The organism is Sphingomonas sp. (assembly GCF_013812825.1).
Lineage (GTDB): Bacteria > Pseudomonadota > Alphaproteobacteria > Sphingomonadales > Sphingomonadaceae > Sphingomicrobium.
This window is the reverse complement of sequence record NZ_JACCSU010000068.1, coordinates 23,911-49,549: the sequence shown is the minus strand read 5'-3', so window position 1 is coordinate 49,549 and position 25,639 is coordinate 23,911. Positions and strand designations below refer to the sequence as shown.

Below are 25,639 nucleotides of genomic sequence, written 5' to 3'. Positions count from 1 at the left end.
GTCGATGCAGGTCGCCGCCACGCTTGCCAGGAAGCCGCCGCAAGCCGGTCAGCTGTTGCGCGTGCTGGGCCTGGCCTTCGCGCTCGCGGTCGGCGTCGGGACGGTCGTCGGCGGCGGCATATTGCGAACCCCGGCCGTGGTGTTCGACGCGGTCCCGCACGCTGGCTTCGCGCTCGGCTTGTGGCTCGCTGTCGGCCTTCATTGCCTGCTGCAGGCGAATGTCGTGTCGGAGCTGATGACGGCTTTGCCGCGTGCGGGTGGGTTGTTCGTCCCTGCGCGCGCCGCATTCGGCGAGCCCGGTGGCCTGCTGGTCGGCTGGACGGACTGGCTCGGCTATATCGCGGCCGTCGCGGCGCTCTCGATCCTCGCTTCCGATTTCACGGTTTTGGCCGTTCCACCTTTGGCGTCCTACGTAACCGCGATTGCAGTCGGCTTCCTCGCCGTCTTCATCGCAATCAACTGGCTTGGAGTGCGCGAAGGAAGCACCGCCCAAATCATCGGCAGCGCGGCCAAGATGCTGTTCCTGGTCGCCCTGGTCATGCTGATTTTGTTCTCCCGGCCCATTGACAGCTCGGCGCTCGGCCATGCCGTCGGTCCAATCGGCGCGACCGGGATCATCGTCGCCTATCAGACGATTTTCGGGGGCTATACAGGCTTTTCCAACGTCGCCTATTTCGCGGAGGAGGATCAAAATCCGAGCCGCAACATTCCGCGCGGGATGTTCATGACCGTGCTCGCCGTCATGGCGCTCTATTGCCTGATCAGCGCGGCGCTGTACCTGACGATGAGTCCCGCCGCTCTTGCTAAATCGACTTTGCCCATAGCCGATGCGCTGGCTCCGGTCATCGGGCCCTTCGCGTTCAAGCTGATCGCGATCGGCGCGGTGCTGATCGCGCTCACCTGCCTCAACGCCAATCTGATGGGTGCGCCGCGAATCCTCTATGGGCTTGCAGAGCAAAGGATGTTCCCGACCGCTGCGCTCCGGGTCAACCGCGGCGGGACACCCAGCGTGGCGCTCGCGCTGAGCGCTGCGGCGGCGCTCGGGCTGACTCTCACCGGCCAATTCGCAACAGTGTTCCTGATCATGGCCGCACTGGGCATTGTGCCGTTTGTTGTCGCCGACTTTGCCTTGTTCAAGCTGCGCCGCGAGGCCCCCGAGCTGGCGCGGCCTTACCGCGCCAAGCTTTACCCGTGGCTGCCCGCGCTCGCGCTGCTGCTCGACGTCGGGATGTTGATCGCGTTCCTTGCGGCCGACTGGACCAGCGGGTTGTTCATCGTCGCTGCGGTCGCGATCTGCGTGCCGATCGGATTGTGGATGCGGCGCAACCAGCCCGAACCGATCGCACTCGGCGGCTAAAAGGTCAGCGCACCCGCGGCGCGCGTTTGCGCTCGGTCGACGGGCCGTTGTTTTCGATCCGCGGCCACCCGTCGCGCCAGACGATCGGGTCGATCAGCATGATCCGGCGCGTGTTGACGGCGTCGGCCGCCTTGGTGCGCGCGCGACGCACATCGACCGCGTGATAGACCATCCAGTCCTGACCCGCCGCGTCGGTGATGATCGCATTGTGTCCCGGCGCGAACCAGATTCCGCGCTTCTCCAGGATCGCGCTCGTCGCGGCGCCGGTGGCGCTGGTCGGAGCGCCGGTTGCGCTAGCAAGCTTCTGGAACGGGCCCGTGGCGCTCCTCGAGCGGGCGACGAGGACGGCATAATTGGCCTCGCGTCCGCAGCAATTATTGCCGGAGTAGAACATGTAGTACCAGCCGCCGCGGCGGATCACCCAGGCGCCCTCGACCAGCCGCTCATACTGGTTGGGATCGTCCTTGATGATCGGGACGAGGTCGACCGGCTTGCTCCCGGGAGCGAAGGACAGCCGGTCGGGCGCCAGCTCCTGCACCTTGATCGGCCGGAACCCCGAGCCCCAGTAAAGCAGCCGCTTTCCGGTCGCCGGATCGTCGAACGACATCGGGTCGATGTTGACGAAGCCCTCGCCGCACTGGAGCGGCTTGCCGATGTCGACGAACGGTCCGAGCGGACCGCCGGCGGTCGCCACCGCGAGGCACAGCCCGCGCTTGTCGTCGCTGAGAGCCGCGTCGGGCTTGGCCGAATAATACATGTAGTAGGTGTCGCCATGCCGGGCGACGTGCGGGGCCCAGAAATCCTGGGTTTTGGACGCCCAGCCGGGCCTGGCCGGAAGCGCGTCGCCGAGATGCTGCCAGGTGACCAGGTCGGGCGACCGGGCGAGCTGGATGTTGACCCATTTGCCGCCGATCTCGGTCTGGGTCGCATAGGCGTAATAGAATCCGTCGGGCGCTTTCAGAACCGCCGGATCGGGGAAGTCGGCATTCAGCACCGGGTTCGCGTAAGTGCCGGCGACCGGCGAGCGCGCGACGGGCGTCGCACAGCTCGACAAGGCGAGCGCGGCGACGGCGATCAGCGTCGGAGGCAATCGGAGCATGGGGTCACCATAGGCTGGGGCGTCCCAACCCGGAAGGGCTTCTCATCGCCCGCCCGCGCATTTATCGCGCCCGCCGATGCCGATATCTTTCCAGGTCGATGCTGCCGAGGAAGGCGAGGGGGTGCGCTTCGACGTGCGCGCGTCCGACGGCGCCGCCAAACGCTATTTCGTCGCGGCCAGCGAGCAGCCGCTCTACGCGCAGTTCTACGCCGAGCTGTCGCGCGATTTCGGCACTCGCATGCCGCACATGCTGGCCGAGCCGGCCGAGCACCCGGCGAGTGAAATTTCGTGGCAGCCGCTTCTGACCGAGAACATTTCGCCGCAGATCCTGTGCGGTTACGGCGACCCGGCGGTGCTGAAGGCCGGCGACGATTATTATCTCGTCGCGACATCCAACGACGCGCCCGATGCATTCCCGATCCTGCATTCAGGCGACCTTATCGAGTGGCAGCACAAGTCGTTCGTCTTTCCCCGCGGGCAAGAGCCTGGATGGACCGCGACCGGCACTCGGGTCGCCGACTTCTGGGCGCCTGAGATGGCCCGGGTCGGCGATGAATATTGGGTCGCTTTCACCGCCCGGCAGAAATCCAACGCGCTCGCCATCGGGCTTGCCAAAGCCCCGAGCCCGACGGGCCCGTTCCGGGATCTCGGCCGGCCGCTGCTGACTGGAAAGGCGGTCAACACCACGGGCGTGCCGGGCGGGATGATGAGCGGCGGGGTCATCGACTCGCACATCTTCATCGACGCGAACGGCGACTGCTATCTGTTCTGGAAGGACGATGCGAACGGCATCTGGCCGCGCCCGCTCGCCGGCCTCCTGCGCGACCATCCCGAGCTCATCGAGCGCCTGTTCGAGTCCGATTCGGACCGGCGCACCGCGGCCTTCGCGGCAGCGATCGTCGGGTGGGCGAACACCCGCCGGCCGATGGAGCGGTTTTATTTGATGCAGCCGCTGATCGAGGCGGCGCTCAACGCGTGGGACCGGGTGAAGCGGGCGCTGATCGACTGTGGCCTCGCCCCGGCAATCCTCGAGGCGATGACCACTCCGGTCCACGGCCAGCGCCTGGCCGACGACGGCGAGTCGCTGATCGGCGAGCCGGTACAGGTGCTGTGCAACGACCTCGATTGGGAGGGCCATCTGATCGAGGGGCCGTTCGTCACCCGGCAGCAGGGCCGCTATTGGATGTTCTACGCGGGCAACGACTTTTCGACACCCGCGTACGGCATCGGGGTCGCGGTCGCCGACCACCCGCTCGGACCCTACGAAAAACAGGCCGAGCCATTGCTCAAATCAACTCGCGAATGGATCGCGCCGGGCCACGCCTCGGTGGCTCCGGGACTCGACGGCGATCCGCAACTGTTCTTCCACGCGTTCCACCCCGGCACCGGCGGCTACAATGCGTTCCGGGCGCTGATGACGGTGCCGCTTCGGTTTACCCAAACGAAGGTCACCATCGGCTGACGCTTGGCGAGCGGGGCCGCTGTGCTAGGATAGCGCCTTCGCCCCCGCATCGAGAGGGAGTCCGATGCCAGTATCGCTTAAGGCCCGCCGCTTGGCCGCATTGCTGCTCGCCGGCTTGTCGGCTGCCGCGTTCGCCGAGCCGTCGTTCGTTCCCGTCTACCGCAACAATTTCCCCGACCCGCACGTGGTTCTGCATGGCGGCGAGTTTGTCGCCTATGCGACCAACGACGGGATCAACCTGCCGATGCTGGTGTCGCGTGACCTGGTCAATTGGTCGCCGGTCGCCGACCAGGCCGGCAGGCGCATCGACGGGATGCCGGCGCTCGCGCCCTGGGTGCAGGAAGGCCGCACCTGGGCGCCGGAAGTCATGAAGGTCGGGGCCAAGTGGCTGCTCTATTACACCGCCCATTCCCGCCGGCGGAAAATGCAGTGCCTCGGAGTCGCTTCGGCCGACCATCCCAAAGGCCCGTTCCGGGATCAATCGACCGAGCCGCTGGTCTGCCAGTATGACCAGGGCGGCACGATCGACGCCAACCCGTTCCGCGATTCCGACGGCAAGCTCTACGTCTATTACAAGAGCGACGGGAACGCGGTCGGCAAGACCACCTACATCTGGGGACAGCGGCTCAGCGACGACGGCCTCAAAGTCGTTGGCGCGGCCGTGCCGCTGATCAAGGACGACGCCAAATGGGAATGGCGGCTGGTCGAGGCGCCGTCGATGGTCCGTTCGCCGGCCGGCCACCAGCTGTTCTACTCGGCGGCGTTTTACGGCTGGGACCCCAAGGAGCGATTGTCGCGCTATGCGACCGGCTACGCGACTTGCGCCGGGCCGCTCGGCCCGTGCCAGGACGCGCCCGAGAACCCGATCCTGAACAGCTTCAACGAGCGTCAAGCCGGCTGTCTCAGCGGCCCCGGCCATCCGGGCATATTCCAGGTCGGAGCGCGGACCTTCATGGCGTTCCACGCGTGGGCGGCGACCAGCGGCTGCCGCAAGGCCGATGACAAGCGTTACCTCTACATCGCCCCGCTGTTCTGGAAGGATGGCAAGCCGCTGCTGGCGCCGAGCCTGCGGCAACGCGCCAGAGCGCGGTGAGAGTCGACCGGCCCGCCGCAGTGCTGCCGCCGATCGCCCCGCCAGCCTAGCGCTGACCGCCATCCGCCACCCGCCGGAAAAGAAGTGAAGTCACGCAAAAAATAAGGGCGGCCGTTTCAGGCCGCCCTCGCAGATAGAAGTTTTTGGCCGCTTAGCCGCGTTGGCCGCTCGGCGGCGGCGGTGGCGGTGGAGCCGGCTCGAACACCGGCGGCGGCGCTGCTGCCGGCGGCGGAGGTGGCGGAAGGACCGGCGCAGGCGCTGCCGCAATCCGTGGCCCGCCGCCGCCGAAGCGGAAGCGGACGCCGCCGGTCATGATCGACTCTTCGAAGCGGGTTACCATCGGGAAGATTTCCGACTCGCCCACCGGTTCGCCGGCCGCATAATTGACCCGCACGATGTCCGACTTGAACGGCTTCTTGAGGATGTTGGTCCAGTCGAAGAACAGGGTGAAATTGTCGGTCACCGTGTAGCTGCTCGACCAATCGAGCCTTGATATCGGATTGCCGCGCCCCTGGAGCGTAAAGCCATTCCGCAGCGAAAGGCCGCCCTCGGGGAACTGGCTGCGCCGGTTGTAAGCGAGCCGGAGCGTCAGCCCGCCTGCTTCGTACATTCCGACGAGGTTCGTGGTCCACTTCGAAACGTCGGGAATGCGCAAGCGACGCTCTTCGCCAAACACGGGGAAATCGGCTTTCGCGTCGATGTAGGTGACGTTCGCCTGGGCCCCGAAAGCACGCGCCCAGGTCGGCATGAACTCCCAGTCGAAGAAAGTGCTGACCTGCGCTTCGGCCCCTCTGATCTTGCCCTTGCCTGTATTAACTGGACCGGTGATCACCAGCGGGAGGCCAGTCAGAGGATCCGGATCCGGAAATTCAATCGCGCTGGTCGCGACGAACCCTCTCATATCGCGGTGGAACAGCGCGACCGAGGCAAAGCCGTTGCGCGAGAAATAATATTCGAGGCTCGCGTCATAATTGTTGGAATCGAGCGGCTTCAGGAACGGGTTTCCGCCACGGCCAATTCGAACGCAGTCCGTCGTTCCCCCGGGAGTGCAACCCGGGGGCGGCTCCAACCTCAGGGCGGGATTGAGCTGGTCGAACCTGGGTCGCGTCCGGGTTTGCGTCGCCGCCAGCCGCAATTGCCATTCGGGGCTGAAGCGGACATTCATGTTCGCATTCGGCAGCCAGTCCGTGTACTCGTTCTGGAAGTCGATATCTTCGGTCCCGGTCGGGGTGAACAGCGTGCCTTTAGTGTTCGTCCGGGTGTTGACCGCTCGTAGGCCGACGACGCCGCTGATCGCTGTTTCAGCCCCCGCTGTGAAGTCATAATTCAGCTGCCCGTAGCCGGCGAGCGATTCCTCATCGATCTTGAAAGTCCGACCGGGGTCGATCGCCGGGTCGTCGACGGTGTTCGACCCGAATGCAGTTCCGCCCAAGTTGATGTTGAACTGCCGCAGCTCGGTCAGATTGTCGTGGACGCTTCTGAACGTCGGCGCCGGCCACGTTGTCGGGAAGGGTTTGTCGTCGTCGCCGCGGAACGCCGGCCGGAACAACGAATAGTCGAGCGGCACAGCGGAGATTGGGATGCCGCGTTGAGCGAAGTTCCAGTACCGGGCACCGCCGCGGGCCGATGCGTCGCGGTTGACGAACCGAACTCCCGCCTGGATCTTCGGCAGGAAAGATATTCCGGAGAGCTCATATTCACCGTCGAGGCGGAACTGCCAGTCGTCACCCTTGGCGGTGAGATAATCCTCGAAGAAGCCGCGGTAGTTGTAATTGGCTGGGTCCTCGGGATCGATTCCGACAACTTCGAAGGTGGGCCCGGAGCCACCCGGCCGGCCGGTGAACCAGTTGACCGAATAGTCCTTCCGGTTGATTTCGAAGTCGACGCTTTCGGTTTCAAGATCGAAGCGGCTGCTGGTCCGCGCGATGTCGCCGGTGATGACCAGCGGCCCCAAATCCTGTCGCCCGCCGAGCGCGAACTGGAAGGTGTCGGTCTTGCGCTTGGTCGCGCCCTGGAAGCCCCACGCATGATTGCCGCCGCAGCATGCGGTCGGCGTATTGACGGTGCCGCTGATGATCCGGTTGGTGCCCTCGTCGAACACGATGTTCGAGTAGCTCGCACCACCCCACAAGGGCTGCGACCACATCCGGTCGGTGACCTCCTCGCGGTAGCCCTGCCAGAGGCCTTCGAGGTAAATTTCCGTGTCCTCCGAGGGCCGCCATTGCAGCGCACTGTTGATCGACGGCCGCCAGCGATCACCCTCATTGTAGCGAATCTCCGGCCAGTCCGGCGAGCGGCCGCCGGCGAGGTCAGCAATGAAGAAGCCATGGCGGCGAATCGAATCCTGGTAGTGAAGCCGAGTGTAGGAGAAGTTGATCAGTGCCCCGAGCTCGCCTCCGCCCGCGTCCCACCGGTCGGAGATTAGCAGCTGCGCGTTGACCTTCGGATCACGCGACTGGTTCGGGTATCCGCTCCACACCGATCCGGCGAGCTCGAAACCGTTGAAATCGAACGGGCGGCGCGAACGCACGTTGACGAGGCCGGCAAGGCCCGGCTCGACGAGGTTGGCGGTCGAGGTCTTGAACGCTTCGATCGCGCTGATCCCGCCGGCGGGGAAATCCTGCAGTGCGACCGAGCGCCTCTCCGCGGTGAAGATCTCGCGGCCGTTGTAGGTCGTCGTGTAGAAAAACTCGTCCAGGCCGCGCACCAGCACTCTGCCAGCTTCGCCGCGTTCGCGCTCGACCTGGAAGCCGGGAATTCGCGCAGCCGTGTCGGATACCGCGATGTCGGGCAGCTTGCCGATGTCCTCGGCCACGATCGCATCGACGATCTGCTCGCTGTTGCGCTTGATGTTCTGCGCCGACCGCAAGCTTCGGCGAAGGCCGGTGACGACGATCGTGTCGTCGTCGGCGGCACCCTCTGCCTGGTCGGCGCCGGCCGCGGTCTGAACCGCGTCGTCGGTCTGCGCGACGCCGGCCTCGGGATCGGCGGGCTGCTCCTGCGCTTCGACCGTCGGATCGGGCGGAGTTGCCGGGTCCGTCACTTGCGCCGCGGCGGGGGCCGCGATCAGCGCGACCGCCATTGCGGACGTCGACCAGAGTTTAGTGGAAATACGGCGCATCGATCAGCCTCCCCTTGGACTGTGTCCAGTCCCCCACAGCGTCACACAGCTGTCGTCGCTATGCCGTTGGCCAGTTGCCCTTACAAGCCCCTTATTCCGCAATGAATTCCGAGCGCTGCGGGCTGTGGCAGCAAAGGCGCACTTTTGCTCAGTCGACCTGCGCGAGCAGGTTGTTGACCCGCCGCTCGGCGTCGGCGAGCGCGCGATCGATCGGTTTCTGGCCGTTGACCGCCGCGGCCACTTCCTCGCCGACCAATCCCTCGATCGCCGACTGCCGCTGCACATAGCCTGGCAGCGGCTGGCCGATGGTCGCCAGCGGGGCGATGTCCTCGCGGTGCGGAAGCGCCTTGAACTGCGGGCTCGCGACGACCGACCGGAAGGCGGGCAAATGTCCGGTTCGCGCCCAGTCGAAATTATGCCGGGCCATGAAGCGGAAGAAGCGCGCCATCGCGGCGCGCTGCTCGGCGCTTCGCTCGCGCTTCGGCACCACCCACGCGTGGCCGCTGACGAACGACGCCTGGCGCCCCCACAGGCGAGGGTAGGGATAGACTCCATAGCTGTTGTGCAACGGCCGCCCGGGCGTGTTTGCTTCGGCCTCGAACTGGCCGATCATCCAGGTGCCGGTCGGGTAGATCCCGCCCTCGCCGTTCATGAAGCTGGCGATCGCCGCCGGAGTGTCCTGGTTGAGCGTCGTCAGCCGCTCCTCGCTGATGCGCCGAATGAAGGCGGCGACGCGCCGCGCCTCCGGTGTCGTCAGTCGAATGTGGTTCGGGTCCGGGAAGATGGCCGCGTCCTGCGCCATCAAATAAGTGTACATGTTGCGGGTCTGGTAGGCCGGGTCGCCGACCAGGCTCTGGATCAGATAGGGCTTGCCGGTGCGCGCCTTGAACTGGCGCGCGTGCTGCAACAGCTCTTCGGCGGATTGCGGCAGCACAGGCTTGCCGCCGCGCATCAGGCCGGCCTGCTTGAACAGCGACAGATTGACGTGGAACAGGCCGCCGTGGGTGTCCCACGGAAGTCCATAGATGCGCCCGTTCAGAGTCACCGCGCGGCGGCTCGCGTCGGTGAAACTGGCGGGGGAGATTCCGGCGTCGCGAAGGTAGGCATCGATCGGTTCGATCAGCCCCTTGGCTGCGTAGTCCGACATCACTCCGGTGTGCATCGTGACGATGTCGGGCGGGTCCCTGGCGGCGACCTGCGCCGTCAGCTGCGCGTAGCCGGGCCAGGCGACGACGTTCTGGCTGACCTCGACGTCGGGGTTCTCGGCGTTGAACTTGTTGATCATCGTCGTGATGATCCCGCACTCGCCTTCGACCTTGGAAAGATCGGTCGTCGTTCCGTAGACGGCGGTGCATTCACCAAAGAAGCGTTGCAGATATATGCTCGCGCCATCCCGCGCTTGGCTGCAGCCGGCAAGCGCCAGCGCAAGCAGTCCGACAATCGCGCGCATCACCGGACCGCCGTCCCGGCCATCGCTCGAATGATCTGTTTCTGGAAGATGATGTAGACGATGAAGATCGGGATCGAGGCGAACACCGCCTGCGCCATCAGGAATCCCAGCCCGCTGGTTTGCGCGTAGTTCATCTGGCTCGACGCGAGGCCGACGGTCAGCGTGTACATGTCGCTCCGGGTCGCCGAAATCAGCGGCCACCAATAGTCGTTCCACGATCCCAGGAATGTGAACACTCCGAGCGTCGCCTGGGCCGGCAGAGTCAGCGGCAGCAGCACCTTCCAGAACGTCCGCATCCGCGACGCTCCGTCGAGCATCGCCGCTTCGTCGAGCTCAACCGGAATGGCGCGAAAATATTGCGTCATGAAGAACACCCCGAACGAGCCGACCAGTCCTGGAAGGATGAGTCCCGGATAGCTGTTGTGCAGCCCAAGGTCGGCAAACAGCCGGTGCTGCGGCAGGATCACCGCCTGCTGCGGGATGGCCAGCCCGAGCAGCACGAAGATGAACAGGCTTCGGCGGAACGGAAACTGGAGGCGCGCGAAACCATAGCCGGCGAGGCTGCTCAGGATCAGCACTCCGGCCGTCGTTCCGAGCGACACGATGAGGCTGTTCACAAGCCACCGCATGGTCAGGTAATTGCCGACGATCGCCTGGTAGTTTTCCATCGTGTAGGGCGGCGACAGTGCAGCGCCGCTGTTGCCGAGCAGCGCGCTGTTCGCTTTCAGTGAAAGCAGGAGCGTCCAGACCAGCGGCGCGACCATGATCGCGGCGCCGACCAGCACGCCCGCAAACGCGAGTGGCGAAAGCCGGGTGCGGCTCGGGCTAGCGGCCACGGCTGCTTTCCTGGTTGCGGGTCGTCAACCAATATTGCGCGAAGGTGACCGCCACGATCAGCAGGAACAGGACCTCGGCAGCCGCGGTCGCATAGCCGATCTCCCAGCGACCGAACGCGACTTCGAAGATGAACAGAACCGCGGTTCGCGACGCGCCGCTCGGTCCGCCCGCGGTCAGCAGCTGGGCTTGACCGAATAGCTGGAGCTGGGCCGCGGTCTGAAGCATGATGACCAGGATCAGGGTATGGCGCAGGGACGGCAGCGTGACTCGCCAGAAGGTCGTCCACTTGGTCGCTCGGTCGAGCGCCGCGGCCTCGTAAATGTCCTCCGGGATCTGCTGGAGGCCGGCAAGGAACAGCATCATCGGCAAGCCCAGCGACCACCAGATGGTCGTGATCGCAAGCGCCGGGAGAGCCAGGTCCGGGTGGCTGAGGAACGGCAGCGGTTCCCAGCCGAGCGCCGTCCACAGCTCGCCCAGCAGGCCGGCGTCGGGCGCCAGCACGAACCGCCAGATCAGCGTGACGATGGTGACCGACAACACCGACGATGCAAAGAAAATGCCGCGGAAGATCGCCGCGCCGCGAGTTGCGCGATTGAGCGCGAGCGCCAGCGCCAGCGCGATCACCGTCAGCACGGGCACGATCATCAAAGTGACCTTGAACGTGTTCCACATCGACTGGAGGAACACCGGGTCGGCGGCGAGCTGCGCGTAGTTGCCAAGTCCGACAAAGCGGCCGTCGTCGAACGGGTCGGCGAGATGCAAGCTCAGCAATATGCCGCGCAGCAGCGGATAGATCAGCAGGAATACATAGAGGATCAGGAACGGAGCGACGAAGGCGAACCCTTCGAGCTGCGCGCGCCGCCCGCCCAATGTCATGAGTGAAACTTCATTCGCTAAGCCTCATTTGGCTCGGCCGCGCGCGTGATGGCTGGTGCCGTCGGCATCGAAGACATGGGCCGCCGCGCCGTCGATCTTGATCCCCACCTCATCGCCCATCTTGACCCGGCTGTTGCCTTCGTCCTCGGCGATGATCGCCTGGCCGTTCGAAAGCCGCCCGTAGATCAGAGTCCGTTCACCGAGCCGCTCGACGAGCTCGACCTTCGCCCTCGTCGTCGCCTTGCTTTTGGCGATCACCCGGACGTTCTCGGGGCGCAGGCCGATCCGAAGCTCGCCATCCTTGAGCTGCGAACGAGGAACGGCGGTCTCGACCTCGGCTCCGTCGCCAAGCTTGAGCTTGGCGTTCTGGCTTCGCCCCTCGACCGGCTCGGCCGGCAGCAAAGTCATTGCCGGCGACCCGACGAATTGGGCGACGAACACGTTCGCCGGCCGCTCGTAGATTTCCATCGGCGGGCCGACTTGCTGGATCGTGCGGTCGTTCATCACCACGATCCGGTCGGCCAAAGTCATCGCCTCGGCCTGGTCGTGGGTGACCATGATCACCGCCGCGTCGACCTTCTGTCGCAATTGCGCGAGCTCGACCCGGGTGCGCATCCTCAGCGCTGCATCGAGGTTCGACAGCGGTTCGTCGAGCAGGAAGATCTTGGGGTGCTTGACTAGGGCGCGGCCGATGGCGACGCGTTGCCGCTGGCCGCCGGACAGCTGCCCGGGCTTCCTGTCGAGCAGTTCTTCGATCTCGAGCGCTCGGGCGGCATCGCCGACGCGGCTCTCGATCTCGTCCTTGGCAACGCGCGCGTTGCGAAGCCCGAACGCCATGTTCTCGCGGACGGTCATGTGCGGGTAGAGCGCGTAGTGCTGGAACACCATCGCCACTCCGCGCTGGCCCGGCGGCAGGTGGTCGATGCGTTGGCCCTCGAGGGTGATTTCGCCGGCGTCCGCGCTCTCGAGGCCGGCAATGATCCTGAGCAGGGTCGACTTGCCCGATCCCGACGGGCCGAGGAAAGCGATGAACTCGCGGGCCTCGAGCGACAGCGAAATGTCGTCCAGCACGGGGGTCGATCCAAACGCTTTGCGGACGCCGCTGAGCTCAAGGCTTGCCAATCGAACTCTCCCCTTGCGCGGCACCTTCTACAAGAACGAACGGCGCCCGCAACCAAGCGAATTGCTAAACTCGGTAAGCCATATTGAAGACCGGAGGATGGCCCCTGACGGCCGTGACCATGCGAACAGGAGAGCCGCCGCGGGTCGTACGTTTCCTAGTCACCGATACCTGGGTTCGGCGCGCTGGCCACTGGCAGGTGATGCATCGCTATTCGCAACGCCTTGCCGCCGCGCCACAGCCCCCAGCGCCACCGGCAAAGTAAGGCTGACTTGTGCGCGTCCACGCGGTGCACGCCTTCCTCGCACTTCACGGCTGACGCGAGTGGGAGGTTGGCGACGACGGACGGACTGCTGACCACGCTCGGCGCCGGATGACGCGCACCTAGCTGCTTGGTAATGTCCGCAATGGGTGGAAAGCGGACGCGAAGCCGACCGCTACGTTGCTTCCTGCCCGTGATGAACCTTGTCGGTATCGTTCAACCTATCCAGCAGACTCATGTCCGCACTGGTCATTTCGAAATCGACGTCCGCATTTTCGCGGATGCGCTCGGCCCGCGTGGACTTGGGCAGCGGCCCGAGCCCTTTTTGGATGACGTAGCGGATGCATACCTGCGCGACTGATTTACCGCAGCGCTGCGCGACCGCCACGATGTCGGGGTGCTGGAGTATCTTGCCAGTAGCCAGGGGAGAATAGGCGGTTACCCGGATGTCCTCGCCGCGGCAGAAGTCGACGACTTCCTCCTGCGTGTTGCCGATAAAAAACCGGATCTGGTTGACCATCGGCTTGATCGAGCATCCGTCGAGGATCACCGCGAGGTCGCGCACGTTGAAATTTGATACACCGATTGCCTTCGCACGGCCTGATCGATAGATCGCTTCGAAAGCCTTCCAAATCGCCTTGTTGCCCGCCGAGCAATCGCGGCCGATGTCGTGCCACGGCCACGGCGCGTGAATCAGATAACAGTCCAAATGCTCGAGCCCGATTGTGGCCATCGTCGTCTCGAAGCTCGCCAGCGCCTCGTCAGGGTCTTTGATCTCGGCCGGCAGCTTCGAAGTCACGAAGATTTCGGAGCGTGGGATGCCGCTGTCACGAACAGCGCGGCCGACGCTGTCCTCGTTTCCGTACACCCGAGCGGTATCGATATGGCGGTAGCCGCACGCAAGTGCGGACGAAGTCGCTTCATACGCCTCCGCGGCATCGGTGATCTGCCAAGTGCCGAAGCCCACTTTCGGCATTCGCAGCCCATTCCAAAGCGTGAACTCGTCTTGCAGCACAGTCATGTGGCCTCCGTCATGCACACAGCTTTCGCCGCCATTTCCGCAGACCACGGCGATCGGCGTGGCGCAAGGGTCTCCTGGCGGACCTAAAGCTGCTAATGCCGTACCCCCGGCGCGCCGCAGGATCGGTGGAAGCCGCCAAGTCATTGAAAATAATGGTGGACGCACTAGGGCTCGAACCTAGGACCCGCTGATTAAGAGTCAGCTGCTCTACCAACTGAGCTATGCGTCCACTGCCAAGAGGCAAATGCGCCGGCGTTCGTCCGCTCGTTGCGCGGCGCGCCGGTAGCATGCGGCAAGGTGGGGTGCAACGCCCCCGGTTCAAGCAGGCTGGTTCAAGCGCGGTGGCCAGGATCACACCAGCCGCGAGGTCGTCCGCTGCTGCCTCTCGAGCGCCATCAGAAGCCCGAGGCAAAGCATCACGGTCATCACCGCCGAGCCGCCGAAGCTGACCAGCGGCAGCGGGATTCCGACCACCGGGGCGAGACCCATGACCATCATCAAGTTGATCGACACATAGAAGAAGATCGTCGCCGACAGGCCGGCGGCCGCGAGCTGTGCGAAGCGGCTGGCGGAGCGCATGCTGACCGCCATTCCCCAGCGGATCACCGCTCCGAAAGCGAGGATCAGAAGCATCCCGCCGAGCAGCCCCCATTCCTCGACCATGGCGGCGAAGGCGAAGTCGGTGTGGCCTTCGGGGAGATAATCCAGGTGGCTCTGGCTGCCGTTCAGGAAGCCCTTGCCGAAGATCCCGCCCGATCCGATCGCGATCTGCGACTGGCTGATGTGATAGCCCGCTCCAAGCGGATCGCTCGACGGGTCGAGGAAGGTCTGGACGCGCTTGCGCTGATATTCGTGCATGAACGCGTAAGCGATCGGGGCGGCGACGGCGAGCGTCACGGCGCCGCCGACGAACAGGCGCATCGGTACTCCGGCGACGAACATCACCGTCAGTCCGCCGAGCACGACCATCGTGCAGGTGCCGAGGTCCGGCTGCACCAGGATCAGGCCGGCCGGGACTCCGATCAATAGCGCCGCCGGCCAAATGGCCCGCCATTTGCGGGTGTAGCCGACCGGCAGCAGCTCATAGAAGCGCGCGAGAACCAGCACGATCGCCGGCTTCATGAACTCGCTTGGCTGCAGGCGGATAAAGCCGATGTCGAGCCAGCGCTGGGCGCCCTTGGTGACGAAGCCGAGCATCTCGACCAGGATCAGCATCACCAGGATCACGCCGTAGGCCGGGAAGGCGAGGCTTTTGATGGTCGATTCCTTGATCCACGACATGGCCACCGCGACACTCAGGAAAAAGAGGAACGTCGTGCCCTGGCGGAGCGCCCACGGCCGCACCGAACCGCCGGCCGCGGAATAGAGCGTCAGGAGCCCGATCGCAGCGATCCCGGCGATCAGGAAGATCAGCCGCCACGGCAGCTTCGCGAGGGGCTGCGGGATGATCGCCGACGAGATCATGCCAATGGAACCCGGGGATCGCTGGCCGCCTTGATCGCCGCCGCTCGGCGAGCGGTTCGCTCGGCCAGCGATCCGCCCCATTGCTGCTCGAGCGCGGCGAGGGACTCCAACGCCTTGCGCCGGTCAAACAGGAAGGTCAGCACGTCCTTGGCCACCGGCGCCGCGGCCTTGGCGCCGCCAAGGCCATGCTCGATGACCACCGCGCCGGCGTATCGCGGTTTGTCCGACGGAGCGTAAAAGACGAACAGGCCGTGGTCGCGAAACCTGCGTTCGCCGCTCTGGCCGCGCTGTCCGCCGGCGATCCGCCGGACCTGGGCGGTGCCCGTCTTGCCGCTCATCTCGATTCCGTCCAGCGGCAGCCGGCTGGCGCCCGCGGTGCCGTCGCCGTTGACCACTTGCCACATGCCGCCGCGGACGATCTCCAGATGCTCCTTGGGAATATCGAGCAGCGGCGCGGGCTCCTTGCCGATGCCGACCAGCCGCGGCTGAATGTCGCGGCCGAGCGCAATCCGCCCGCTCATCACTGCCAGCTGCAGCGGATTGACGATCAGAAAGCCCTGTCCGATCGACGCGTTGAGGGTGTCCGAAGCGGTCCAGTCCGGTCGCTCGATCAGCCGCTTGTTCTGCTTGTAGCGCCGCTCCTTCCATTCGCTGTCGGGGACGGTGCCGTAGCTCTGGCTGACGACCGGCAGGCCGAACTTCTGGCCGAGGCCCAGCAGCTTTGCCGTCGGCGCGATCTTGTCGTAGCCGATGCGGTGACCCATCGCGTAGAAATAGGTGTTGCAGCTCTTGGCGATCGCGCGGCGCATGTCCACCGTTCCGTGCCGGCCGAGGCAGCGGAAAAAGCGGTTGCCGAGCTGATAGCCGCCCGGACAGAAGATTCGGTCGTTCGGCTCGACGCCGTGCTTGAGCAAGGCGACCGCGCCCATCGGCTTGATCGTCGAGCCGGGCGGATACAGCGCGTTCAGGACCTTGTTGAGAAGCGGCCGGCGCGGGTCTTCCGACAGCATCTTCCACTCGGTGCGGCCGATTCCGTCGGAAAAGCTGTTGGGGTCGTAGGCCGGCATCGACACAAAGGCGAGAACGTCGCCCGTCAGGCAGTCGAGCACGACGACCGAGCCCGATTCCTCGCCGAGCCGCCGAGCCGCGAACTCCTGCAGGTCGGAGTCGATGGCCAGCGGAACGGTGGCTCCGCTGCGGTCGGGCTTGGGGGTCAGCTCGCGCACCAGTTTGCCGCGGGCGGTGAGCTCCACGCGCTGGCCGCCCGGAGTCCCGCGCAGCCGCTGCTCGAGAGTCTCCTCGAGACCCTCCTTGCCGATCTTGAAGCCAGGAGTGATCAGCAGCGGGTTCTTCTCTTTTTCATACTCCTCGGCCGAAGCCGCGCCGACATAGCCGACCAGGTGACCGACCGCCGGTCCGTCGGGGTAATAGCGGGAGAAGCCGCGCATCGGCTGGACTCCGGGCAGCTCGGGCAGCCGCACCGTCACCGCGGCGTAATTCTCGTAGGGGACGTTCTCGGCGACCTGGACCGGCTGATATCCCTTGGCCGCCTTCAGTTCCTTGAGGATTCGATCGACCTCGTCGACGTTGAGGTCGAGCAGCTCGGCCAGCGTGGTCAGGGTTTGCTCGACGTCACCGATCTGCTCGGGGATCAAATCGACCCGGAAGTCGCTTCGGTTGATCGCGATCGGCTTGCCGTAGCGATCGATGATCCAGCCGCGCCTCGGGGGCACGATGATCAGCTGCACCCGATTGCTTTCGGACATCAGCTGATAGCGCTCGTTCTCGGCGACCGACAGCCAGCCGAGGCGGCCGATGAGGACCGCTCCGATTGCAACCTGGGCGCCGCCGGCAAGCACCATCCGCCGCGAAAAGGTCAGCGACTGGTGAACCGATGTGACCCGGTTGGCGCCGCCGTTTCTCACCGTCCGAGCCTCCAATGATCGAGCCGGCCGATGATCCAGGCGGCGATCGGGAAGGTAAAGACCGCGATCAGCAGCGGCGGCGCGATGGAAACGATCGGCAGCGCTGCTCCCATCATCCCGGCCGCCCAGCGCTCGACCGCTTCATTGAGGAGCAGAAGCACCGCTGCGAGCGCCCATTCGATCCAGTAATCGCGCCATATGGTGCGCCGATCGATCAGGTCGAGCAGCAGCATGGTTGCGGTCCACCAGGCGACCGACAGGCCGATCGGAGCACCGGTGATCAGGTCGTTGGCGAAACCGAGCGGCGCTGCCCACCAGGCGGGCCACGGGTCCGACCGAAGCAGCCGCCAGGCGATGAGCGTGAGGAAGCCGAAGTCCGGGTACCAGCCGCTCGTCGAGACGATCGGCAGCGCCGACAGGAACGAGGCGGCGACGACGGTCGCGGCCGGAATATAGGCGGCGGCGACCCGCGGGCCTCGCCCGATCTGGCGTCCGGAGTTGAGCGCCGTGCGGACCATCAGGGGCCCTCCGCGGCTTCGCGCGCGGCCGCCGCTCCCGCTTCGGGCTCGAACGGCGGTTCGACGACGGCGAAGCTGGTGTTGGCGGGGTCGGCGAGCGGCAGCGCGATCGCGCCGTCGTCGTCGAGGCGGACGATGCGGGCGACCGGCACCAGCGGGTGATAGAGTCCGCCGGTGCCCGACGTGATGATGATGTCGCCGCGCCGGAACGGGTTGCGCCCGACCTCCAGCGGCCGGACGTCGACAGTGCCGTCGCCGCGTCCCTGGGCGATCACCGGCAGTCCGCCGCGAAGCAGCCGGGCGGGGATGATGTTCGCCCGGTCGGATATGAGCAGCACCCGCGAGGCGAGGGCGCCGGAGTCGACGACCCGGCCGACCAGGCCGTCTGCCGATCGGACGGGCATCCCCACTTGCACTCCGTCGCGGGTGCCGACCGAAAGGATCGCGTAGCGGCGCGGGCTGCTCAACGACGATCCGACGATCCGCCCGGCGGCAACGGTGTTTCGATTGCGTTCGCGAAGCTTCAGCGCCGCTTTCAACTGGCGGTTTTCCTGGAGGATCGCCTTGGCCTCGATCATCCGCTGGAGCATCGCCTTGCGGTCGCGCTTGAGCTTGGCGTTCTGGTGCGCGGCATCCCAATAATCGCCCGCCCCGCTGACCAGCCCTTCGGCGGTCGCGCTGACCTCGTGGAGAGCCATGGTCACCGGCGCGGTCACGTCGAGAGCAGCGCCGCGGACCGACTGGAAGGTCTTGGGCGCGACCAGCGACAAAGCGAGCAAGAACAGGCCAACGGCAATTCCGGCGATGACCGCCAGAAAGCTGAAGAACAGCCCGTACTGCGCCCGTCTCGACCAACCGGGGCGCGGGGGCGCCAACGCTCAGCCTTCCGTCAGGCGGTTTGCAGCACGCCGCGGAACTGCTCTTCCTCGAGCGCGCGGCCGGTTCCGAGCGCAACGCAGGTGAGCGGATCCTCGGCCACCGTCACCGGCAGCCCGGTTTCGTCGCGAAGCACCTCGTCGAGCCCCTGAAGCAACGCTCCGCCGCCGGTCAGCACGATCCCCTGGTCGCAAATGTCGGCGGCAAGCTCGGGCGCGGTGTTCTCGAGCGCGATCCGGACGCCTTCGACGATCGTTCCGACCGGCTCCGACAAGGCCTCGGCAATCTGCCCCTGGTTGATCGAAATCTCCTTGGGCACTCCGTTGACGAGGTCGCGGCCCTTGATGTGAACGGTCTTGCCGATGCCGTCGACGGGCGGCTTGGCGATTCCGACCTCTTTCTTGATCCGCTCGGCGGTCGCTTCGCCGATCAGCAGGTTGTGGTTGCGCCGGACATAGGAGCTGATCGCTTCGTCCATCTTGTCGCCGCCGACCCGCACCGAGGTGGTGTAGGCGAGGCCGCGCAGGCTGAGAACGGCAACTTCGGTGGTGCCGCCGCCGATGTCGACGACCATCGATCCGATCGGCTCGGTGACCGGCATGTCGGCGCCGATCGCGGCCGCCATCGGCTCCTCGATCAAATAGACCGAGCTCGCCCCGGCGTTGGACGCCGCGTCGCGGATTGCGCGGCGCTCGACGGAGGTCGACCCGCTGGGAACGCAGATGACGATCTCCGGGAAGCGCCAGGCGCGCATCTTGCCGCCGTGCACCTTGTGGATGAAATGCTTGATCATCTGCTCGGCGACGTCGATGTCGGCGATGACGCCGTCGCGCAGCGGACGGATCGCCTCGATCTGGTCGGGCGTCTTGCCCATCATCAGCTTGGCGTCCTCGCCGACGGCCTTGACCCGCTTGACCCCGTTGATCGTCTCGATCGCGACCACCGACGGCTCGTTGAGGACAATGCCGCGGCCACGCACATAGACCAGCGTATTGGCGGTCCCGAGATCGATCGCCATGTCGTGCGACATCCATTTGAACCAGCGCGCCCAGAACATCTGTCTTGTATCTCTCGCTAATCCGCAATTTAGGGTTAACGCGGCCGCTACCCCGATTTACGAAACGGTAAACCCCACCCCGTGAAAACGTTGTAAATTCCGGAGAAAATCAGCGCTTCGCGGAGTGGCTTCGATTGGGCTAGGACCCTGAACATGTCAATAACGAGACTTCCCTCGGAGCTGATCGATCGAATCGCTGCGGGGGAAGTGGTCGAGCGCCCGGCGAGCGCCCTCAAGGAGCTGATCGAGAATGCCCTGGATGCCGGCGCGCGCAGCGTCGCGATCCGCCTGGCCGGCGGCGGCACCGACCTCATCGAGGTGAGCGACGACGGCAGCGGAATGCCCCGGGCCGAGATGGCGCTGGCGCTCGAGCGGCACGCGACTTCCAAGCTTCCCGACGGAGCGATCGACCGGGTGACCAGCTTCGGCTTTCGCGGCGAGGCGCTGCCATCGATCGCCAGCGTGTCGCGCCTGACTCTCGAGAGCCGCGAGCGCGGCGGCGCCAATCGGGCAGGGGACGGCTGGCGGATCGAAGTCGATCACGGCGGGCGGGCGGGCGAGGGGCCGGCCGCGCTTCCGCCCGGAACCCGCGTCCGGGTCGAGGGCCTGTTCGCCAGGGTGCCGGCGCGGCGCAAGTTCCTGCGCAGCGCGCGGGCCGAATATTCGGCCTGCCTCGACACCGTGAAACGGCTGGCGATGGCGCGCTCCGACGTCGCCTTCAGCCTCGAGCATGATGGCCGGCGAGTGCTGTCGCTGCAGTCGGCCGCAGCCCCGGCGCGGGTCGCGGAATTGCTCAGCCACGAGCTCGACCGCCATGGCATCGGCATCGATTGCGGCCGCGACGGGCTCGGCCTGACCGGAGTGATCAGCCTGCCGACCTTCAACCGCGGGATGGCGGACCAGCAGTTCCTGTTCGTTAATTCGCGGCCGGTGAAGGACCGGGTGCTGGTCGGAGCGCTGCGCGCCGCCTATCGCGACCTCATCGCCCGCGATCGCCATCCCGTCGCGGCGCTGTTCCTTGCAGTCCCGCTCGAGGACGTCGACGTCAATGTCCACCCGGCCAAGACCGAGGTCCGCTTCCGCGACCCGTCGGCGGTTCGCGGGTTGATCATCGGCGGCCTTCGCCGAGCGCTCGACGACGCCGGGCACCGAAGCGCCGCTCACGATCAGGCGGCGGCGCCGGTGATGTGGACCAGCGACCTCGACCGTCCTCCCGGCGAAGGCGCCGGCCTCGCGGAAACGCACCCCCTCGCCGAGACCAGGGTTTCAGCCGGAGAGACGATGGTGGCGGAGGCTCGCGCCCTCTTCGACCACGCCCCCGCGGCTCGGGCCGAAGCCGCGACCGAGGCGGTGCCAAGCTTCCCGCTGGGAGTGGCGCGCGGCCAGGTCGCGGCGACCTATATCGTTGCCGAGGCGCGCGACGGGCTGGTGATCGTCGACCAGCATGCGGCGCACGAGCGGCTGGTGCTCGAACGGATGCGGCGCGCGGGGCGAGGCGGAGCGGTCGCCCCCCAGGCGCTCCTCATTCCCGAGGTGGTCGAGCTCGACGAGCCCGATTGCGATCGCTTGGAAGCGGCGGCGCCCGAGCTTGCCGAATTGGGGCTCGAGATCGAGCGATTCGGCCCCACTGCGATGCTGGTGCGGGCGACTCCAGCGCCGCTCGGAACGCCGGACGTCCGCGGCCTCGTCGCCGACCTCGCCGCCGAGCTGGCCGAGCTTGGCCAGGCGCTTAGCCTGCGCGATCGGCTCGACCATGTCGCGGCGACCATCGCCTGCCACGGCTCGGTTCGCGCCGGGCGCATCCTGTCGGTCGCCGAGATGAATGCGCTGCTCAGGGAGATGGAGGTCACCCCGCGCTCTGGCCAGTGCAACCACGGCCGACCGACCTGGGTGAAGCTCGGCCACGGCGAAATCGAGAAACTGTTCGGCCGCAAATAGATCGCTGCGAAGCGCTGGGCCGACTCCCTAGCGGGACGGGGTGACGCGACTTTGACCGCCAAAGCTGTTACAAGCGACCTCGCGAAGGAGCCGGCGCCATGATCGACCAAAAAGACCGCGCTTATTATGCACAGCGGGCGGCCGAAGAGCTCGAGCTGGCGCTGGCGGCGACCGATTCCGAGGCCAAAGCCGCGCACCGCGAGCTGCAGCGCGCCTATCTCGAGCGTGCATCGATCGGCGACCGCCCGGTCAGCGCTCCCGAGGTGGTCGGCTAGGCCGCAGCCGCCGGAACGCTTGCTCGACCGGTAACTCCCTCGCGTCCGAGCGCGCGCGCTCGAGCCGCGCATAGCCGTCGGCTGCCTCGCGCTTGAGCTCGTCGGCGAGCTTGCCGGATCGGATTTCGCGCAGGATCGCGGCCATCCGTTCACGCACCCCGGCATCGACGATTCGTCGCCCGCTCAAGGTGGCGCCGAGCTCGGCGGTGGTCGAGATCGCCTCGCGCATCCCGGCGATCCCGCGCTCGTCGATCAGCTCGGCGAGCAGCTTCAGTTCGCCGACGCATTCGAGGAACGCGACTTCCTCCGAGATTCCGCCGGCGACCAGCGTGTCGAATCCGGCAATCAGGATTTCCGGCACCGCGCCCCACACCACCGCGGCTTCGTTGAACAAATCGGCCTCGCACTCCTCGGCAAAACTGGAAGCGATCAATCCCGCGCGCGCGCACCCGATCGCACGGCCATAAGCGAGCGCCAGCTCGCGCGCCGTGCCGCTGGAGTCCTGAGCGACGGCCCACAAGGCGATCATCCCCTGGCCGGCCTCGTAGAGCGACCGAAGCGCGGTTCCGGGTCCCTTGGGAGCGACCAGGATCACGTCGAGGTCGGCTCGCGGTGCAATGAAATCGAAGTGGATGGCGAGCCCGTGGCTGAAACCCAGCGCTGCGCCGTCTCGGATGTGCGGCTCGATCTCGCGGTATAATGTTCCGAGGATCTCGTCGGGCGCGAGCAGCATGACGACGTCGGCGGAGGCCACGGCCTCTTCGATCAGCGCAACCTTCAACCCTTCGCCCTCGGCGAGGTCCGCGCTCGCCGATAGGGCGCGCAGGCCGACGACCACATCGATCCCGCTGTCCTTGAGGTTGAGCGCCTGCGCCCGGCCCTGGTTGCCGAAGCCGACGATCGCGACGCGCTTGCCGGCGAGCGGGGAGGGGTCGATGTCGGCCTCGCGGAGAATGTCCATAAACCGTTCGCCCTGAGCCTGTCGAAGCCTGTCCTGAGCGGCCTGCCAAGGCAAGCCGAAGGGGGCTGTCCTTCGGACTATCCGCTTTGGAGAAAGGACAGGGCTTCGACAAGCTCAGCCCGAACAGGGATCGGAATGCCGGTAAAGCGCGGCCATTCGGGGGGCGGCTGGTGAGCAAACCAGGTGTATTGCCGCTTGGCATACTGGCGGGTCGCCTGCTGGCCGAGCGCGATCGCCTGCTCGCGGCCGGTCTCGCCGCTCAGGCAGGCCGCGATCTCGCGGACGCCGATCGCCCGCATCACCGGCAGCCTGGGATCGAGATTTCGTTGCAACAGCGCTTCGACCTCCTCGACCGCGCCATTCGCGACCATCGCCGGGAAGCGCTGGTCGCAGCGCGCGTACAGCCAGTCGCGCGGCGGCAACAGGATCAGGGGTCGAAGCGCGATCGCGCCGCCGATGCCGCCCCGGCGGTGCTGCTGCCAGTCGCCGATCGTCCGCCCGGTCGACAGCACCACCTCGAGCGCGCGCGCGGTCCTCGTTGAGTCCGCCGGCTTGAGCCGAGCCGCGGCGGCCGGGTCGAGCTTGGTGAGACGTGCATGGTTCGCTTCGGCGGCGGCGTTGCGAACCTGGCCGCGGATCTCGGGGTCGATCGGCGGCACCGGCGCGATCCCGTCGAGCAATGTGCGCAGGTAAAGCCCGGTCCCGCCGACGAGGATCGGCAGCCTGTGTTGCCGGTGGATGGCGTCGATCTCGCGCCGCGCCATGGCCGCCCAGTCCGCGGCCGAGCAGGGCCCGGCACCGTCGATCACGCCGTAGAGCCGGTGCTCGGCGCGGCCCATGTCGTCGGTGCTCGGAGCCGCGCTCAGAACCCTCAGATCGCGGTACAGCTGAGCGCTGTCGGCGTTGACGATCACTCCGTCGGTTCGCTCGGCGAGCGCCAGCGCTAGCGCCGACTTGCCGCTTGCCGTCGGACCGGCAATGAGGGCGACTGGAGGACGAGTGGGCATTGCAACTCTGATAGCAGCCGGACGGCTCGATGACAGGCTGGTCGACCGGGCGCTCGGGCTGCTCCGCGAGCTCGATCCGGGCGCCGAATTCGCCGACTGGATCGACGACGGCGACGCCGCCGAGCTGCGTTTTTCTGCCGACCTCAGGGCCGCGCGCTGGGTGCTCGAAGCGCTTCCTGAAGTCGATGTCGTCGTGCAGTCGGATCGCCCGCGATTTCGAAAGCTGCTCGTCGCCGACATGGATTCGACGATCATCGGCCAGGAGTGCATCGACGAGCTCGCCGACTTCGCCGGGCTCAAAAGCGAGATCGCCGCGATCACCGAGCGGGCGATGCAGGGCCAACTGGACTTCGAAGCCGCCTTGCGAGAGCGGGTCGCGCTGCTGGCCGGATTGCAGGAGGAAGCGATCGTCCGCTGCCTTGCCGAGCGCGTGCGGCCCAACCCGGGCGCGATGACGTTGGTGCAGACCATGCGCGGGCTGGGTGCGAGCTGCCTGCTCGTTTCGGGCGGCTTCCTGTCCTTTGCCGAGCCCGTCGCACGCGAGGTCGGGTTCGACCGGGTGCACGCCAACCGGCTGGGGATCGCCGATGCACTGCTCACCGGCGAGGTCGGAAGCCCGGTCGTCGACTCCGAGGGCAAGCGCGCGGCGTTGATCGAGGCGCGCCAAGAGTTGGGGCTGCAGCGCTCCGACGTGCTCGCGGTCGGCGACGGCGCCAACGACCGGCTGATGATCGAGGAAGCGGGGCTCGGCGTCGCTTATCGCGCCAAGCCGGTGCTCGCCGAGGTCGCGGATGCGTGCGTCAACCACCACGGCCTCGACGCTTTGCTGTGGGCGCAGGGAATCCCGCGGCGCGAGTGGGCGACGGCTTGAGCGGTTACTTCGCGGCGACGGGGAAGCAGGGCTGCCCCTGGCGGGACAGCGCCGCGCACGCGGCGGCCGCAGCGGCCCGGCTCTCGAACGGCCCAATTTGGAGCCGGGTGACGGCTCCAGCGGCGACATAGAACGGTCGCCGGCCAGCCAGCTGCCCGCGGCCGGCGAGCTTGTTGAAAAGCGCTTCGGCCGACCCACGCCTGGAAAAGGCGCCGAGCTGGATCCGCCACGGGCCGCTTGCCCTGGCCGGTGCAGGTTCCGCTCCAGTCGCGGATGGCTTGACCGCAGTCTTGGCGGGGGACTTTTGCGCGGATTCGGCCGTTGCACCGGCCCGCGGCTTTGGCGCAATTGGCTGCTTGGCCCTTGCAGGCTCCGTCTCGGCAGCTTTGGCGAGGTTCTGGGCCATCGCCACGCCCTTCCGGCGCTCATCGAGCGGGACCAACTTGTCCATTTCGGCGAGAGTCGCTTGCGCCGGCGCCAGGCCCTGCGCCGCCGCTCGGCTGACATAAGCGTAGGCGAGCACCGGATCGCGCACGACTCCATCGCCGTTGAACAATGCGGTCCCGTAGATCAGCAGCGCTCGCGGCTCGCCCTGTTCGGCGGCCATTCTCAACCAGCGCAGCCCGCTGATGCGGTTGCCGCCGTTGAACAGCAGCAGGCCGAGCGTCGTCTGCGCATCGAGGTGGCCCTTGCGCGCTGCCCGCTCGAGCCAGGTCTGGGCAGCCGCGAGACCAATCGGGACTCCACGGCCGAGCCGGTAGGCCTGGCCGAGGTTGAAGGAGGCGTCGGCATCGCCCGCCTCGGCGAGCGGCCGCCAGATTTTGACCGCGGAGTCATAGTCGGCGCGCTGCCAGGCATCGATCCCCGCCTTCACCGACTGGGCGCTGGCGGGCGCAGCCAAGGCCAGCGCAATCGCCATCAGCGCAAAGATCCGCGTTCCTGATTGCATCGGGTCCACTAACCACCTGTTCCCGCCGGGCAACACGGTCGTGCCATTGTTAACCAGATTTTAGAGGCTTGAGTGTCACTCCCGGCGCTCAACGCAAGTC

21 protein-coding genes and 1 tRNA gene are annotated in these 25,639 nt (G+C 66.4%); 6 read left to right on the top strand and 16 right to left on the bottom strand.

Translation table 11 applies throughout. From position 1 onward, the window contains the following. Window positions 1–4 precede the first annotated feature (4 nt). Window positions 5–1,357 carry an APC family permease gene (locus H0T81_RS09225; RefSeq protein WP_294012126.1) on the top strand — a complete coding sequence of 451 codons (1,353 nt, stop codon included), beginning with the start codon at window positions 5–7 and terminating at the stop codon, window positions 1,355–1,357. Between the two features lie 4 nt (window positions 1,358–1,361). Here H0T81_RS09225 and H0T81_RS09220 read toward each other — a convergent pair whose 3' ends face one another. Next, complete coding sequence (locus H0T81_RS09220) at window positions 1,362–2,456, bottom strand: glycoside hydrolase family 43 protein (protein ID WP_294012123.1); 1,095 nt, start codon at window positions 2,454–2,456, stop codon at window positions 1,362–1,364. A 76-nt stretch (window positions 2,457–2,532) separates the two neighbouring features. On the opposite strand from H0T81_RS09220, the gene H0T81_RS09215 reads away from it, so the two are divergent. Both H0T81_RS09215 and H0T81_RS09210 read left to right on the top strand, forming a co-directional pair. Continuing rightward, window positions 2,533–3,918 (top strand): glycoside hydrolase family 43 protein, encoded by a 1,386-nt coding sequence (locus H0T81_RS09215; protein WP_294012120.1) that lies wholly within the window; start codon window positions 2,533–2,535, stop codon window positions 3,916–3,918. Between the two features lie 64 nt (window positions 3,919–3,982). Further along, window positions 3,983–5,011: a glycoside hydrolase family 43 protein gene (locus H0T81_RS09210; RefSeq protein WP_294012117.1), complete on the top strand. Its 1,029-nt coding sequence runs from the start codon at window positions 3,983–3,985 to the stop codon at window positions 5,009–5,011. Window positions 5,012–5,162: 151 nt separating this feature from the next. Here the strand turns inward: H0T81_RS09210 and H0T81_RS09205 are convergent, their stop codons facing one another. The 12 genes from H0T81_RS09205 to H0T81_RS09150 all read right to left on the bottom strand — a co-directional run bounded on the left by H0T81_RS09205 (window position 5,163) and on the right by H0T81_RS09150 (window position 19,538). Next, window positions 5,163–8,093, bottom strand: a complete 2,931-nt coding sequence (locus tag H0T81_RS09205; protein WP_294012114.1) for a TonB-dependent receptor — start codon at window positions 8,091–8,093, stop codon at window positions 5,163–5,165. Window positions 8,094–8,280: 187 nt separating this feature from the next. After that, window positions 8,281–9,582 (bottom strand): extracellular solute-binding protein, encoded by a 1,302-nt coding sequence (locus H0T81_RS09200; protein WP_294012111.1) that lies wholly within the window; start codon window positions 9,580–9,582, stop codon window positions 8,281–8,283. Next, a complete protein-coding gene (locus H0T81_RS09195; RefSeq protein ID WP_294012108.1) occupies window positions 9,582–10,418 on the bottom strand; it encodes a carbohydrate ABC transporter permease in 837 nt (278 codons plus the stop codon). The genes H0T81_RS09200 and H0T81_RS09195 overlap by 1 nt, the downstream gene beginning before the upstream one ends. Continuing rightward, the gene (locus tag H0T81_RS09190) at window positions 10,408–11,295 is read right to left on the bottom strand and encodes a sugar ABC transporter permease (protein WP_294012105.1); all 888 of its coding nucleotides are present in this window, start codon (window positions 11,293–11,295) and stop codon (window positions 10,408–10,410) included. The genes H0T81_RS09195 and H0T81_RS09190 overlap by 11 nt, the downstream gene beginning before the upstream one ends. Window positions 11,296–11,319: 24 nt before the next feature. Beyond that, entirely contained in the window at window positions 11,320–12,417 is a 1,098-nt protein-coding gene (locus tag H0T81_RS09185; RefSeq protein ID WP_294012102.1) for an ABC transporter ATP-binding protein, read from the bottom strand. Between the two features lie 435 nt (window positions 12,418–12,852). Next, window positions 12,853–13,698, bottom strand: coding sequence for an aldo/keto reductase (locus tag H0T81_RS09180; protein WP_294012100.1), 846 nt, complete (start codon window positions 13,696–13,698; stop codon window positions 12,853–12,855). 153 nt (window positions 13,699–13,851) lie between these two features. After that, window positions 13,852–13,927: transfer RNA gene (locus H0T81_RS09175), tRNA-Lys, on the bottom strand. A 122-nt stretch (window positions 13,928–14,049) separates the two neighbouring features. Further along, complete coding sequence (gene rodA / locus H0T81_RS09170; RefSeq protein WP_294012098.1) at window positions 14,050–15,162, bottom strand: rod shape-determining protein RodA; 1,113 nt, start codon at window positions 15,160–15,162, stop codon at window positions 14,050–14,052. Then, window positions 15,159–17,087 carry a penicillin-binding protein 2 gene (gene mrdA / locus H0T81_RS09165; protein ID WP_294012095.1) on the bottom strand — a complete coding sequence of 643 codons (1,929 nt, stop codon included), beginning with the start codon at window positions 17,085–17,087 and terminating at the stop codon, window positions 15,159–15,161. Before mrdA ends, rodA begins: the two co-directional genes overlap by 4 nt. Continuing rightward, window positions 17,084–17,605 carry a rod shape-determining protein MreD gene (gene mreD, locus H0T81_RS09160; protein ID WP_294012092.1) on the bottom strand — a complete coding sequence of 174 codons (522 nt, stop codon included), beginning with the start codon at window positions 17,603–17,605 and terminating at the stop codon, window positions 17,084–17,086. The genes mrdA and mreD overlap by 4 nt, the downstream gene beginning before the upstream one ends. Next, window positions 17,605–18,480: a rod shape-determining protein MreC gene (gene mreC / locus H0T81_RS09155; protein WP_294012089.1), complete on the bottom strand. Its 876-nt coding sequence runs from the start codon at window positions 18,478–18,480 to the stop codon at window positions 17,605–17,607. Before mreC ends, mreD begins: the two co-directional genes overlap by 1 nt. 14 nt (window positions 18,481–18,494) lie before the next feature. Further along, window positions 18,495–19,538, bottom strand: a complete 1,044-nt coding sequence (locus H0T81_RS09150) for a rod shape-determining protein (protein WP_294012086.1) — start codon at window positions 19,536–19,538, stop codon at window positions 18,495–18,497. A gap of 153 nt (window positions 19,539–19,691) precedes the next feature. On the opposite strand from H0T81_RS09150, the gene mutL reads away from it, so the two are divergent. Beyond that, window positions 19,692–21,476, top strand: a complete 1,785-nt coding sequence (gene mutL / locus H0T81_RS09145) for a DNA mismatch repair endonuclease MutL (protein ID WP_294012083.1) — start codon at window positions 19,692–19,694, stop codon at window positions 21,474–21,476. A gap of 98 nt (window positions 21,477–21,574) precedes the next feature. After that, complete coding sequence (locus tag H0T81_RS09140; RefSeq protein ID WP_294012080.1) at window positions 21,575–21,751, top strand: hypothetical protein; 177 nt, start codon at window positions 21,575–21,577, stop codon at window positions 21,749–21,751. Here H0T81_RS09140 and ilvC read toward each other — a convergent pair. Beyond that, on the bottom strand, window positions 21,726–22,712 hold the full coding sequence (gene ilvC, locus H0T81_RS09135; protein WP_294012077.1) for a ketol-acid reductoisomerase: 987 nt from the start codon (window positions 22,710–22,712) through the stop codon (window positions 21,726–21,728). The genes H0T81_RS09140 and ilvC overlap by 26 nt on opposite strands. A 77-nt stretch (window positions 22,713–22,789) precedes the next feature. Beyond that, window positions 22,790–23,719 carry a tRNA (adenosine(37)-N6)-dimethylallyltransferase MiaA gene (gene miaA / locus H0T81_RS09130; RefSeq protein WP_294012074.1) on the bottom strand — a complete coding sequence of 310 codons (930 nt, stop codon included), beginning with the start codon at window positions 23,717–23,719 and terminating at the stop codon, window positions 22,790–22,792. Between miaA and serB the strand changes: the two genes are divergently transcribed. Continuing rightward, the gene (gene serB / locus H0T81_RS09125) at window positions 23,712–24,590 is read left to right on the top strand and encodes a phosphoserine phosphatase SerB (RefSeq protein WP_294012071.1); all 879 of its coding nucleotides are present in this window, start codon (window positions 23,712–23,714) and stop codon (window positions 24,588–24,590) included. The two genes, miaA and serB, sit on opposite strands and share 8 nt — an antisense overlap. A gap of 4 nt (window positions 24,591–24,594) precedes the next feature. On the opposite strand, the gene H0T81_RS09120 is transcribed toward serB, so the two are convergent. Continuing rightward, entirely contained in the window at window positions 24,595–25,509 is a 915-nt protein-coding gene (locus H0T81_RS09120) for an SPOR domain-containing protein (RefSeq protein ID WP_294012068.1), read from the bottom strand. Between the last annotated feature and the right edge of the window lie 130 nt (window positions 25,510–25,639).

Coding starts and splice junctions, on each gene's coding strand:
- mreD (WP_294012092.1), bottom strand. CDS start 17,605: ATGGTCCGCACGGCGCTCAACTCCGGACGCCAGATCGGGCGAGGCCCG.
- rodA (WP_294012098.1), bottom strand. CDS start 15,162: ATGATCTCGTCGGCGATCATCCCGCAGCCCCTCGCGAAGCTGCCGTGG.
- miaA (WP_294012074.1), bottom strand. CDS start 23,719: ATGCCCACTCGTCCTCCAGTCGCCCTCATTGCCGGTCCGACGGCAAGC.
- H0T81_RS09140 (WP_294012080.1), top strand. CDS start 21,575: ATGATCGACCAAAAAGACCGCGCTTATTATGCACAGCGGGCGGCCGAA.
- H0T81_RS09225 (WP_294012126.1), top strand. CDS start 5: ATGCAGGTCGCCGCCACGCTTGCCAGGAAGCCGCCGCAAGCCGGTCAG.
- H0T81_RS09200 (WP_294012111.1), bottom strand. CDS start 9,582: ATGCGCGCGATTGTCGGACTGCTTGCGCTGGCGCTTGCCGGCTGCAGC.
- H0T81_RS09150 (WP_294012086.1), bottom strand. CDS start 19,538: ATGTTCTGGGCGCGCTGGTTCAAATGGATGTCGCACGACATGGCGATC.
- H0T81_RS09180 (WP_294012100.1), bottom strand. CDS start 13,698: ATGACTGTGCTGCAAGACGAGTTCACGCTTTGGAATGGGCTGCGAATG.
- H0T81_RS09215 (WP_294012120.1), top strand. CDS start 2,533: ATGCCGATATCTTTCCAGGTCGATGCTGCCGAGGAAGGCGAGGGGGTG.
- H0T81_RS09210 (WP_294012117.1), top strand. CDS start 3,983: ATGCCAGTATCGCTTAAGGCCCGCCGCTTGGCCGCATTGCTGCTCGCC.
- H0T81_RS09205 (WP_294012114.1), bottom strand. CDS start 8,093: ATGGCGGTCGCGCTGATCGCGGCCCCCGCCGCGGCGCAAGTGACGGAC.
- H0T81_RS09190 (WP_294012105.1), bottom strand. CDS start 11,295: ATGACATTGGGCGGGCGGCGCGCGCAGCTCGAAGGGTTCGCCTTCGTC.
- ilvC (WP_294012077.1), bottom strand. CDS start 22,712: ATGGACATTCTCCGCGAGGCCGACATCGACCCCTCCCCGCTCGCCGGC.
- mutL (WP_294012083.1), top strand. CDS start 19,692: ATGTCAATAACGAGACTTCCCTCGGAGCTGATCGATCGAATCGCTGCG.
- H0T81_RS09120 (WP_294012068.1), bottom strand. CDS start 25,509: ATGGCGATTGCGCTGGCCTTGGCTGCGCCCGCCAGCGCCCAGTCGGTG.
- H0T81_RS09220 (WP_294012123.1), bottom strand. CDS start 2,456: ATGCTCCGATTGCCTCCGACGCTGATCGCCGTCGCCGCGCTCGCCTTG.